9 protein-coding genes are annotated in these 12,755 nt (G+C 44.5%); 6 read left to right on the top strand and 3 right to left on the bottom strand.

Features of this window, described 5'->3' with window-relative positions:
* Nucleotides 1–11: 11 nt before the first annotated feature.
* From NI461_RS05405 to epmB, 3 genes are read right to left on the bottom strand one after another with little or no spacing between them, the layout of a single operon-like run.
* Entirely contained in the window at nt 12–2,180 is a 2,169-nt protein-coding gene (locus NI461_RS05405) for an EAL domain-containing protein (RefSeq protein WP_253156742.1), read from the bottom strand.
* Nucleotides 2,162–3,907 (bottom strand): GTPase, encoded by a 1,746-nt coding sequence (locus NI461_RS05400; protein ID WP_253156740.1) that lies wholly within the window; start codon nt 3,905–3,907, stop codon nt 2,162–2,164. Before NI461_RS05400 ends, NI461_RS05405 begins: the two co-directional genes overlap by 19 nt.
* A 9-nt stretch (nt 3,908–3,916) precedes the next feature.
* On the bottom strand, nt 3,917–4,939 hold the full coding sequence (epmB, locus tag NI461_RS05395) for an EF-P beta-lysylation protein EpmB (RefSeq protein ID WP_253156738.1): 1,023 nt from the start codon (nt 4,937–4,939) through the stop codon (nt 3,917–3,919).
* Nucleotides 4,940–5,311: 372 nt separating this feature from the next.
* On the opposite strand from epmB, the gene efp reads away from it, so the two are divergent.
* From efp to NI461_RS05365, 6 genes are all read left to right on the top strand, one after another.
* Nucleotides 5,312–5,881, top strand: coding sequence for an elongation factor P (gene efp / locus NI461_RS05390; RefSeq protein ID WP_151204865.1), 570 nt, complete (start codon nt 5,312–5,314; stop codon nt 5,879–5,881).
* Nucleotides 5,882–6,053: 172 nt separating this feature from the next.
* Complete coding sequence (locus tag NI461_RS05385; RefSeq protein ID WP_253150583.1) at nt 6,054–8,153, top strand: carbon starvation CstA family protein; 2,100 nt, start codon at nt 6,054–6,056, stop codon at nt 8,151–8,153.
* Between the two features lie 11 nt (nt 8,154–8,164).
* The gene (locus NI461_RS05380) at nt 8,165–8,470 is read left to right on the top strand and encodes a YbdD/YjiX family protein (RefSeq protein ID WP_171480640.1); all 306 of its coding nucleotides are present in this window, start codon (nt 8,165–8,167) and stop codon (nt 8,468–8,470) included.
* A gap of 368 nt (nt 8,471–8,838) precedes the next feature.
* Complete coding sequence (locus tag NI461_RS05375; protein WP_151204450.1) at nt 8,839–9,789, top strand: MoxR family ATPase; 951 nt, start codon at nt 8,839–8,841, stop codon at nt 9,787–9,789.
* 12 nt (nt 9,790–9,801) lie between these two features.
* Entirely contained in the window at nt 9,802–10,707 is a 906-nt protein-coding gene (locus NI461_RS05370) for a DUF58 domain-containing protein (RefSeq protein ID WP_253156737.1), read from the top strand.
* 11 nt (nt 10,708–10,718) lie between these two features.
* Complete coding sequence (locus NI461_RS05365) at nt 10,719–12,719, top strand: DUF3488 and transglutaminase-like domain-containing protein (protein WP_253156735.1); 2,001 nt, start codon at nt 10,719–10,721, stop codon at nt 12,717–12,719.
* The last annotated feature ends 36 nt before the right edge of the window (nt 12,720–12,755 follow it).

Here is a 12,755-nt window from a genome sequence, read left to right as displayed (position 1 = left end):
GGTACAACACCTTAATGGTCTTGTACGTCAATCAGATGGTCCAGTTTTTTCTGGAAATAATCCCCCTGAATAAAGCGGGCATCCACGTTCCAGGCATTTGCGAATAAAGTCATGTCATTCAATTCGCGAATCAGGATATTCAGCGGTCTGATTTCGTTATAGCTGGTAATCTTTTCTTGTAACTCTTCAATTTCAGTATCATGATTCAGCATCTGGGTTAAGCTGGAATGCAGGCTGACGCCATCTAGTTCCAGTTCTTGCAGTAGATTTGGGCTATAGATAGACTGACCAAAATCACGCAGGGAAGTCAGTGCACCATGTTCATGCAGAACACGCAAATACTTCTGGGCATCTTGCTGATTCAGTAAAACATCCTCTTCCGAGAATTGGAGGGTAAGCGGATGCTGGTTTTTACTGCGGATAATCGTAATCAGCTTGGAGATAAATTCCGGGAAGGTACGGTCTTTAAATAATACTGCCCGATTCAAGTTAACAATTAAGCTGGCATCTGGATATTGGGTAATAAAGTTATGTAACTGTTTGCTGGCTTCAACCAGAATCCAGCGATCTAGTTTAATGGATAACTCGTCATCTTCACGCAGCTCAAGGATTGATGAAATATCCTGCCATTTATTGTTAAAGATAAAACCGCTGGTGACTTCATATCGATAGAGGCGAGTATCTTCTTTATCATACAGTTGTTGATATTTTAAATGAATTTCGCCACGATCCAGACATACACGCAAGGCTTTTAATATAGAAGGCGTTCCATCCAGAACTGAAGTAACTGCCGGGCTGATGACCGCCGTTGTTGGACTGTCAAGAGGTACTTCTTTTGCCACACTAAAGTCTATGCCTGGCATTTGAAGCGCTTGAGGGGTTGCTGGCGCAGAGGTATCTAGAATAAATTCAGGAGCTACTTCTGCTTGAGGCAAAGCAGTCGAGAAAGCTTGTGCCACCAGATTATTGTAGTGGCTTTCGTCATTCAGGCCATCTTCCAGCATGATATAGCCGATGCGAAAATTCAGCGGGAACGAGTTTTGTCCAACAGTAATGAGTTGAGGCTTGCTGAGGGCATTTAATCCAATCAGCTTGGACTCCAGGATTTGCTTCGAGTCCGCCTGAAACAGGCCAACAAAGACATCATATTCCAGTTTAAAGAGCGGAGCATGAGTCTGTTCTTTCAGGAAAGCTCTAATTTCGTTGAAGTAACTACTAAAAGTGTGCCAGTCAGAGGAGAGCACTGCGGGGTCATAAGAGGTCAGAGAGAAGGTGACCAGCGCATTAAAAGGCGCAGGCTGCTTGCTCATTTTCCGTTTAAGTAGCTGGAAAGCACCGGGTTTACCTAGAGCTTTGTCTGTGCCTGATTGTGACTGTGCTTGTGTATCAATGGTGATTTGCAGGGCATCTTCTTCAGTCGTTGAAGCAAGAAATTCAAGTTTTAAGGGATTCGCCGCGGAGATTTTGGGGTTGACAGATACAATATCAAAACGGCCTAGGTCAAACTGCCCTTGAGAAATCTTTTTAAAGCGTGTTTTGAACTCGTTTAAATCTTCTGGCTGTAAGAGGTCAAGCAGGGGTAACCCGATCAGATCATCTTCACTGTGCAAGCCAAAAAGCTTCAGATAGTCAGCATTCGCCTGAATATGAATCCCTTCCTGAATGGTGGCGACGGCGCGGTTACTGTCTTCAACCAGAGACTGGGCCTGATTTTGGGCAGTTTCCAGTTCATTCATCAAGTGTTGTTGGGTTTGCAAACCGCGGCTAAAAGACAGCGCGCGCACCAGACCAATATAGAAACGTTCTGGATAATCCAGATTCAGAATGTCATAAATCCCTTTATGGACATATTGTGCGTATTGCTCAGCCTTATAATCTTCAGGCTTGAGTAAAATAATGGGAAGTTCAGGCTGGTGAGAAAGACGAACCAGACTCAGCGCCTGCTCATATTTCAGGTCATAGGCACGACCGAAAATAATCAGATCCCAATTAAAATTCAGCTGTTTTTCAAAAGACTGTAGATCATCCAGCAGGACGGCATCCACCTGATATTGATTATTGCTCAGAAGGTCACGGATTTGGTTATATCTAATTTGATTATCATCAATAATCAGTAAACGTGTTTCAGTACGTTTCAACTTTTTAGACAATAATGGATTTCTCACTTTAATGCTTCCCATAAATCGTGATTTCTAGCTTCATTTGTATGCTTATGAATAAAGCGTTCAATAAGCTCTTGTTCCTGATCATTTAATAGTTCGTAATCAAAGCGGATAAAACTTTGGGTAATCAGGTGGGCCTTGGTTAGATAAATCTTGAGCTCTTGCTGGCCAAGGCGTAAATGAATGGTTTGTTTTTCCCGGAACATCTGTGAACCCGGCACAATGATGCTGGTCGAAACCTGATCCAGTTGCGTGGTCTGGACCAACAGAGCTGGCTGGTAATTGGCCTTATGAAGTTCTGTACGGGTGTAGACGGCACATGGATATAGCTCCTGTGTCAGCATTTCCAGACCAATTTCTAGGCTTTTATCTGTAGATTGCTTGATCCAGCGAATCACACCGCCGCGCCATTGACTCTGTGATTTTTCCTGTACCAGAATAAATTCACCAGTTTTTAGAAGGGGCGGTGTTATGCCAGACCACTTAATCCGGTAACCATTGACACTAATATCCAGCACTTCGGCACTATGAATTTGTTTAGTTTCCCGGTCCAGTGCCTTGATACTGCTAAATCCATTTGGAATGGCGCTTTGCAGGGAGCTGACAAAGCTGCTTTCGCTTTGTAAGTTGTAATTGGCCTCTAAGTCCAGTGTCTCATTAAAATTCTTACCTTTGGACAGATAAAAATGAGCAACCGTCAGGCCAAAGCAGATATTAATTTGTGCCGAATATTCATAACGTTCATGACGGCGTTCTACATTATTTGAAAGCAGATGATAAATATGAAAATGCAAGGCAGGGGTCAGGAACAGTTTTTCATTGCGTGACAGGTATTGGGCATTTTTGGTTTGCGTACCAGCCAGATGTTCCATCAGGCTCTGGGTAGCAATAAAGAAACTTGGCTTAAACTGCTCGCCCTGATGAGCGTTGAGTAAAGGTGGATGATCCTTGCTGGCATCTACCACATAACGAGACAGAGTGGTCTCTTTGGGCAGAATCTGAACCCGTTTCGCCCAGTCCGCACTGCATAAATATAAGCCCTGAATTTCTGCGGGACGAATCTGGTTGGTATTAAAAATATCCAGCAAGATGAGCTGTGCATAGGCTTGGGCAATATTCTGGATGTCATGTTCTGTTCCCAGAATCTGGTTGATATTGACCTGGTAGAAGTTATGCGCCATGGCACCTTCAAGCAACTGATGGGCAGCCAGCCATTGTCCCGGCCCGGGTGCGCTATACAGCATGTTTTGCTGGTAGAACAGCAGGCTCAGTTGCTGTAGCGCATAATAGGTGGAAACAATCCGGGCGGTTTGCAGACTTTTCTTTTTGCCTAGAGAAAAGAGCGAAAATTTTTGATGACTCAGCTGGTAATTGCAGCGTTTGACAATATCAATATAGATTTTGGTAAAGTAAGTACGTAACAGCATCGCCAGTTCAGTGATCTGGTCATTGCGGTCAGTCGTAATCAGGCCCTGATTAATGAAATGCTTTTCCAGACTGCCCAGCACATTTTCAAGCGTGGGATGAAGGATTTGAATCAGGTCAAAGCGTAAGGTCTCAGCACACTTCAGTTCTGAAATTTCAAGTAAGGCGCTAAACAGGGATTTAGAAGAATTACCCAGTTGCAAGACTGAAATACCGGTAACCCACTCCTGTAAAGCCTTGGCATTGGTCGCACAAAAGCTTAACTCGTCGAGTTGAAGCTCAGTCGGTGTCTGAAAGATATCTGAAGTAAGTTTACTCATCTTTATTATTTAACTCAAAAATGTTGAATCCCCAAAAAGCGGTGTCTTATTTTTTTCACCCGCTATTTCTCTCACCAGTTTAGGAACCAAATACCCCGGTAGGCTCGCTAAAACTTCAGTGTAAATTTCATGAATACATTCAGGTGATAAATCAAAATGCTGCGCACCTTTTACTTTATCAAGTACATGTAAATAATAAGGCATTACGCCGGCATCGAATAAGCGATAGCTTAAGTCAATCAAAACCTGGGCGGAATCATTGACTCCTTTTAATAATACGGCCTGATTGAGTACGGTGATATGTTGCTGAACCAGTTGATTTAACTGCGTACAGGTTGAATCATCCAACTCCGATGCATGGTTTGAGTGTACCACTAGAATAATTCGTAGCCTACTGTTTTTCAACATGGTCAGTAGCTCTTCATCGATCCGATTTGGGATCACAATAGGAACTCGTGAATGTATTCTTAAGAATTTGAGATGTGGTACAGATTCTAGACGCTCAATCCATAATTTTAATTTTCGGTTTGACAGTGTTAAGGGATCACCCCCGCTCAAAATAACTTCATTAATTTCTGGCTGGCTTTCCAGATACTGCCTGATATTGATCCAATCTTCATGTTTAGGCAGGTTTTCCTGATAAGGAAAATGCCGGCGGAAACAGTAACGGCAATGTACGGCACAGGCGCCTGTCAAGGTCAGCAGGAATCGGGAGCTATATTTATGTAGTACGCCTAGCTGCTGATTCGCCTGTTCTTCGCCCAGCGGATCTGTTACAAAGCCGGGATGCTCTTCCAGTTCCAGATGATGAGGCAATACTTGCAGTAACAGCGGGTCTAGAGGATCTCCAGCCTGCATCCGTTCTACAAAAGCACGAGGTACGCGTAATTTAAACTGCTTGGACGCCAGCAGAGCGCCGGATAAAAGTTGCTCAGGGGAGAGTTTTAAAATTTCGAGAAGTTCAAGCGGGTCGGTAATCAGGTCACTGAGTTGTGACTGCCAATTATGTTCTTGGTATAAATACTGTGTCATGCCGGAAGATTAAAAGAACTGAAAATTAAATGAAGCGAGCAGTTTAGCAGTTTGTCGATCAATGAGAATAAAAGCCGGCTGCAAAATTTTTAAAAATCCCTGTAATTTGCTATGGTAGGAGAAACTTGGTGCTTTTCTGCTTTGTGAGCCTCAGCAAGTACACAGCTTTGTGATAGCTGCTGTTAAGTTAAGCAGAGTCAGCCAGTTAAATCAGATTTTTTCGTTGCGGCAAAGTGTATTGCTCATTTAGAATACGCAGCATTAAATGAATGTGCATGTGGCAAACCATGTTCTTGTCAGACTTGCTAAATGACATTGCAACAGCCCATAGCATCAATAGATTAAAGTTAGTAAGTTTGGAGTGAGCCAATCATGGCCTATTATTCTACGAACGATTTCAAGTCTGGCCTTAAGGTTATGCTTGATGGTAACCCATGTGCAATCATGGAAAACGAATACGTTAAACCAGGTAAGGGCCAGGCGTTCAACCGCGTTAAACTACGTAACCTTCGCAGTGGTAAAGTTTTAGAAAAAACATTTAAATCTGGTGATTCACTAGAAGCTGCGGATATTGTAGAAGTAGAAATGGAATACTTGTACAACGACGGTGAAATGTGGAACTTCATGGATCCAGTATCATTTGAACAGATCGCTGCTGATAAAACAGCAATGGGTGATGCTGCCAAATGGCTAAAAGACGATTCAAATGAAAAATGTACCATTATGTTATGGAATGGCGTGCCGCTTACCGTCAGCCCTCCTAACTTTGTGGTATTAAAAATTGTTGAAACTGATCCAGGTGTACGTGGTGATACCTCTGGTGGTGGTGGTAAGCCTGCGAAACTGGAAACAGGTGCTGTGGTACGTGTTCCATTGTTTGTTCAGCAGGAAGAAAACGTTCGTGTAGACACCCGTACTGGTGACTATTTAGAGCGTGTATAATGGTTTAAAAATAGACTATTATCAAAGGGGTGATGAAAATCATCCCTTTTTTTATGCCAAAGTCTTAGAGGAAATTAGAAAAAATTTGCCTAAAGTCGCAAAGGAAAAAACAGCAGTACCTCGAATAACACAATTATGCTGATTTGTATGCATCACAAATATGAGGGATTAAATGGAAACTTTACAGCAGAAGTCGACGCTGACTTCAAAAATCATCTGGCTTTTAGTAGCCATCGTCGGGGCAGTCTCCTTTGGAGTTCTAGCACTGAGTCGTGGTGAGCATGTCAATGCAGTCTGGCTGGTTCTGGCCGCAGCTTGTGTGTATAGCATCGCTTACCGTTTTTATAGTTTATTTATTGCCAATAAGGTTTTTGAACTGAACGAGCGCCGTCTGACACCTGCGCATCGCTTGGTCGATGGTCTGGACTATGTGCCTACCAATAAGAGTGTCCTGTTTGGCCACCATTTTGCAGCAATTGCCGGGGCTGGCCCATTGGTCGGTCCAATCCTTGCCGCACAGATGGGCTATTTACCGGGAACTATCTGGCTGCTGGTCGGTGTAGTGTTGGCCGGTGCGGTACAGGATTTCTTAGTCCTGTTTATTTCTACACGTCGAGATGGCCGCTCATTGGGTGAAATGGCGAAACAGGAACTCGGTACTTTTGCCGGGATTGTGGTCATGCTGGGTGCGCTGGGCGTGATGATTATCATTCTGGCGGTACTTGCACTGGTGGTGGTCAAAGCACTGACCAACAGTCCATGGGGGGTCTTCAGTATTGCCGCCACCATTCCGATTGCGATTTTTATGGGGATTTATATGCGCTTTATCCGTCCGGGTAAAATTGCAGAAGTTTCCATTATTGGTTTCGTATTGATGATGCTGGGCATCATTTATGGTGAAAACATCGCACAGCATCCGTATTGGGGTCCGTTCTTTACGCTTTCTGGCACTGAGCTGACCTGGGCTTTGATCATTTATGGATTCATTGCATCGGTACTGCCAGTGTGGTTGTTACTTGCACCACGTGATTATTTATCTACTTTCCTGAAAATTGGAGTGATTGCGGGTCTGGCTGTAGGTATTATTTTTGCAATGCCAGAAATGAAATTACCGGCCGTGACTCAGTTCATTGATGGAACAGGTCCGGTCTTTGCGGGATCTATCTTCCCATTTCTGTTCATTACAATTGCCTGTGGTGCCATTTCGGGCTTCCACGCCCTGGTTTCTTCGGGAACCACGCCTAAACTGGTCAACAATGAACGCGATATCCGGATGATCGGTTATGGCGGTATGTTAATGGAGTCCTTTGTGGCGATCATGGCACTGATCTGTGCGGCAGTGCTGGATCCGGGGGTATATTTTGCCATTAACTCGCCGGCGGCATTGCTGGGTACTACGGCAGAAAGTGCGGCAGAAGCGGTGCGTAATCTTGGCTTTGTTGTTACCCCTGAGGCCCTCACTGTACTGGCTCAGGAAGTCGGTGAGAGCTCGATTCTGTCGCGTACCGGAGGTGCACCAACCTTTGCCATTGGTATGGCGCATATCATTACTGAAATCTTCAATAGCCGTGAAATGATGGCCTTCTGGTATCACTTTGCCATCCTGTTTGAAGCACTTTTCATTCTGACTGCCGTCGATGCTGGTACGCGTGCCTGCCGTTTCATGGTTCAGGATACAGTCGGAATCGTGATTCCTGCGGTAAAAAAATCGCATAATTTTTTTGGTAACCTGCTTGGTACAGCTGTGGCTGTTGCCGGTTGGGGCTTCTTTGTCTATCAGGGCGTAGTCGATCCACTGGGCGGAATTAACAGCTTATGGCCGCTATTCGGTATTGGTAACCAGATTCTGGCTGCAATGGCACTCATTCTAGGTACTGTCATCCTGTTCAAAATGAAGAAAGAAAAATATGTATGGGTCACTATTGTTCCCACCATTTTCCTGTTTATTACTTCGATGACTGCGGGCTGGCAGAAGATTTTCCATGACAATCCAAAAATCGGCTTTCTGGCGCAAGCAGAGCGCTTTAATACTGCTATTGCCAAGAACGAAATTCTGGCACCTGCCAAAACAATGGCTGAAATGCAAACTGTCGCAATGTCCAACCAGATCAATGCGGTACTGTGTGCCTTCTTTATGATTGTGGCTTTTGTCATGCTGTTTGCCGCAATTGGGGTTATCCGTCGTGCACTTGCAAGTCCTGTACCGACTGTCAACGAAGCAGAAGCGGTTTATCGCGATCCCGAAGACATTCAGCCTGTAAAAACACATTAAGAGGGGTATGACTGATGAACCTGAAGTTTGCCAAAGCGGGTAAAACAGTGATGTATAAAATCATCAAGATGACGGTGATGGCCCAGAAGGAGTTAATTCTGAACCCGAAAAACTGGTCACGGATTGCAACTTTGTGGCAGCGTTTGCAGCAGAGCTTCCGCCTGATGGTGGGCGTGCCAGATTACCAGACTTATCTGGCGCATATGCAGCAGCATCATCCTGATCTGGAGCCAATGGATCCTAAAACCTTTTACCGCCATTGTGTGGATTCTCGCTATCCATCCGCTGGCGGAGAGATGAAAAAATGTCCATGTTAGTCGGTTGAAAAATAAGCGCCTTTCGGGGCGCTTTTTTATGCAGGTGATTTAATGCTTGAACAAGATAAAAAATAGTCATTAATTTTGACATTTAAGCCCTTATATTTTCAGTTATTAGGTTATCTGGGTAAACCTTGGAAAGACAGTTTTTCAGTAAAACATAGAGCATTTTAAATAATTTTTTTGATTGGTTTATCGAAGAAAATGGTTTACGAAAGTCTATGGGCTTATAGCGTGAGAGTTTAAAAACCTGTTATCTGACAGGTCAGTGATCTGGAAAGAGGAGCGGACATTTGGGGGAATATTAAAAAAGAGTGTATGTTACTCTTAAGCCATGTTTTATTGGGGAAAATACTGTGATCTGGGGCATGAAACAAAAAGAAAAATTAGATATTGCACACGTTAATGATGCGCTTGAACAGAAGGTGGTCAGTTATGCACCCAAAATCCAGCAATTTTTTGAAGAAATTAATGCCATTATTTTAGATAAACAGGCAAAAACCCGATTGGCGCTGTGCTGCCTGATTGCAGGGGGGCACGTACTATTTGAAGATTTGCCTGGTCTGGGAAAAACCACTTTAGCAAGCAGTCTGGCGCATCTGACAGGGCTGCAATTTCAGCGTATCCAGTTTACTAATGACATGCTGGCCAGTGATGTGATTGGGATTAACATGTTTAATCAGAAAGAACATCAGTTTGAGTTTAAGCAGGGGCCTATTTTTACTCAGATTTTGCTGGCAGATGAAATTAACCGTTCCAGTCCTAAAACTCAAAGTGCCTTGCTTGAAGCCATGGAGGAAGGCTATGTCACTGTCGATGCTGTACGTTATGCCTTGCCGAAACCATTTTGGGTAATTGCCACCCAAAATCCACTTTTCCAGAGTGGCACCTATGCTTTGCCTGAATCGCAATTAGACCGCTTTTTAATGCGGTTGTCTTTGGGCTATCCATCCCGACATGCAGAGAAAATGCTACTACAGCAGGAATCACGCTTTGCCCTAATTGCCAGTCTGGCGCATGTCTTTACAGAACATGAAGTATTGGCATTACAACAGCTGACCCAGCAGATTTTTATCAGTGAAGCGGTACAGGAGTATATGCTGGATCTGGCAGAAGAAACCCGCAAAAAACAGCATGGACTGTCTACCCGCGGCTTATTGGCACTCAAGCGCGCAGCACAGGCCCATGCCTTGATCCAGCAGCGGACCTTTGTCACGCCTGATGATATACAGGCGGTATTTGTGGCGGTCGCCTCACATCGTCTGGGTTTAAGTGAAGCAGAAACTTTAAACCTAATGCAACAGGTTGCAGTGAGCTAAAGGAGTTTTCTTTTGGATAAAACCTGGCGAAACTGGCTCACCAAGCGCTTTCAGTTTAGACAGCAAAAACAGTTTTCACAGCGCGATATTCTGGTCTTTATTTATCGGCAGGGTTATCTGTACCTGATTTTGATCCTGATTACTTTTATTGCTGGTGTGAACTATGCCAATAACCTGATTTTGGGATTCTGCTTTTTAATCAGCGCCATATTGTGTATCAGCTTTTATTTAACTTTTAAACAGTTACATGGCTTACAGATTGAACTGGTTGCAGATGAAGTGGGGCAGGTAGGGAATGATATGAATCTGCATTTTTATTTTCAGCAACAGCCACCACGACCACGTTATCTGTATATTCAGGCAGGTGAGCAATTACATAAAGTATATCTGGATGAGTCCAGGCAGCACTGGATTCTCCCTTTTTATGCCGAACAACGTGGGAGGTTTGACTATCCTCCGATTCGGATTTATTCAGTTTATCCTTTTGGGCTGGTGCGGGCCTGGACCTATTTATATCATCAGAATTTTGCCTGGGTTGCGCCTCAGGCCAAAGCTTTCAGTGCAGAACATCGTGCTTATCAAAACCGTTTTGAACCAGATATGGATGAGTTTCGCGAACTGCGTAACTATCAGTCTGGAGATTCTTTGCAAGCCGTCTCCTGGAAGCAGTTTGCGCGTGGACAGGGCTTATACGTCAAGGTCTTTGAACAGTATCAGGATGAGCACAGTATTGAAATTCATTATGAGCATATGCCCAGTCAATCGCACGAGGAAAAGCTGGAATTTGTCATGGGGCTGATTGAGCAGTGTGAGCAGCAGCAATGCGCCTATATGCTGCATTTACCGCAGGCAGCATTGCCCAAAGGCGCTGGCGAGGAACAACTACGCAAAGCTAAGCAGCTTTTGGCACAGGCATAAGGGTACGGGCAATGGAGAAAATCAATACAAAACTACGAGTATCGGTCGTGTTAAGTTTGGGATTCATCCTGCTGGCCCAGATCGCCTTTTTACCCGTTTTATTGAGTCTGATTTTTGCCATTAGTTTGATCTGTATCTGGATTTCACTCAAAAGACAGAGAGCCTTTTCTAAAAAATGGACCTTCTCGCTGACAGTCTTGGCATTAGCCAGCATTTATCTGGATTATCAGAGTTTTTTAGGTGTAGAGGCAGGCGTAGCGGTACTGACAACTTTTCTCTATGCCAAATCCCTGGAAACCCGAAACAGACGTGATCTGATTATTGTTTTTAATTTTGCACTATTTGTGGCTGCCAGTTCATTTTTATTTAGCCAGTCGTTTATGATGGCATTGGCCATTATATTGTGTCTACTCAGCTGTCTAATTGGGTTGTACCGAATCCAGACCAGCGAGTTTGAGCAAGACCAAAGCTCCCAGCGCCAGGCTTTGCAGCAAGATGCCAAATATGTCGGTAAATTTATCGTCTATGCCATTCCATTTTTTCTGCTGCTTTTTATCTTTTTTCCGCGTTTGCCACCCCTCTGGCATATTCCTATTCCTGAAAATAAAGGCATAACCGGCATTAGTGACAGCATGTCGCCCGGTGATATTGCTGAACTGTCTCAGTCTAGTGCGTTGGCATTCCGGATCATCGGGGACATGAGCAAGTTACCGCCGCGTTCGGAATTATATTGGCGAGCCTTGGTACTAGATGATTATGACGGCCAGCGCTGGACCAGCCATCCTGTGAATCAGCAGCCTTTAATCCAGCAGTCGCGGAGCCTTGCTGCAATGAATCATCGCTGGGATTATCAGTATCTGGCAGCTGACCCTTCAGTGTTCTGGATCATGGGGCTGGAAAAATCCATCCCCTTGGAACGCCGTTATTATAATTGTCAGGACTGGAGCATTGTTCCAAGACGCCTGACCCAGAGGGTGGAGCCGATTCATCTACAGTGGATAGATCAGCCAAATGCAGGCCAGGCGTTGGTACCCCACTATATGCAGCGTATCAATACCCAAATACAGTCCGGTTTAGATCCTGAGGCCCAGCGACTGGCTCAGCGCTTATATCAGCAAAGTGGTGCCGAGCCACGCCGTTATATACACAATGTGCTGAACTGGTATCAACAGAATGGTTTTGTCTATACCCTCAAGCCCGGCGTCATGGGAAAGAATCGGATTGATGAGTTTTTATTTAAATCCCGGCAAGGTTTTTGCGAGCACTATGCTTCCAGTTTTGTCATGCTGATGCGCTACGCAGGAATTCCGGCCAGAGTAGTGACAGGTTATCAGGGGGGGCAAGCTGCGCCTGATGGACGCAGCTGGGAGGTACGGCAACTGGATGCACATGCTTGGGCCGAAGTCTGGATAGATAACACATGGCAGCGTTTCGATCCCACTGCAATGGTCGCGCCACAACGCATTGATGACGGAATGCAAAATCTGATGACTGAGGATGAGCGAGTTCGGGTCAATTCATCCGGCTGGCCTACTCGGCATCATCTCTGGCTTACCACAATGCGGGTCTGGAGTGATTATGCGAGTTATCAATGGCAAAGCAAGGTGGTGGGTTATAATACAGAATCTCAGCAAAGCTGGATGTCTAAACTCGGTCTAAATTCGGTTTATTCCAGTATTATGCTTATGGTTGCTGGTATCGTCATTCTTGCTTTACTGTATGCGTTCAGCATTTATTGGAAACTTCGGCAGGCACAATCACCTTTAGAACGCAGCATACAGCAGTTAAACCAATCCTTAAGCCAGCCTTTAAAGCAGCAGTCTGCTGAAACCTTTCGCCAGTGGATGTTGCGTTTGTCGAAACAGGCAAATGATACGGATCTGGCTTTATTTTCTGATGCCATTCAAATTTTTGAGAAACAGGCCTATTCAGGTCTGCAATTAGACGCCCAAGAATTAAGCAGATTCAAGGATTTGCTTAAAACTTGTGCATCTGTTTTAAGAGCTAAATAAAAATGCTTGTCTTTGTCAGAAAAAATTTATAAGATG

It is taken from the genome of Acinetobacter sp. S4400-12, assembly GCF_024129495.1.
In the GTDB taxonomy this organism is placed as follows: Bacteria; Pseudomonadota; Gammaproteobacteria; order Pseudomonadales; family Moraxellaceae; genus Acinetobacter; species Acinetobacter lwoffii_C.
The sequence above is the reverse complement of the archived record's forward strand: the minus strand, read 5'-3'. Positions and strand labels throughout refer to the sequence as shown.

Coding starts and splice junctions, on each gene's coding strand:
- NI461_RS05405 (WP_253156742.1), bottom strand. CDS start 2,180: ATGGGAAGCATTAAAGTGAGAAATCCATTATTGTCTAAAAAGTTGAAA.
- NI461_RS05400 (WP_253156740.1), bottom strand. CDS start 3,907: ATGAGTAAACTTACTTCAGATATCTTTCAGACACCGACTGAGCTTCAA.
- epmB (WP_253156738.1), bottom strand. CDS start 4,939: ATGACACAGTATTTATACCAAGAACATAATTGGCAGTCACAACTCAGT.
- efp (WP_151204865.1), top strand. CDS start 5,312: ATGGCCTATTATTCTACGAACGATTTCAAGTCTGGCCTTAAGGTTATG.
- NI461_RS05385 (WP_253150583.1), top strand. CDS start 6,054: ATGGAAACTTTACAGCAGAAGTCGACGCTGACTTCAAAAATCATCTGG.
- NI461_RS05375 (WP_151204450.1), top strand. CDS start 8,839: ATGAAACAAAAAGAAAAATTAGATATTGCACACGTTAATGATGCGCTT.
- NI461_RS05365 (WP_253156735.1), top strand. CDS start 10,719: ATGGAGAAAATCAATACAAAACTACGAGTATCGGTCGTGTTAAGTTTG.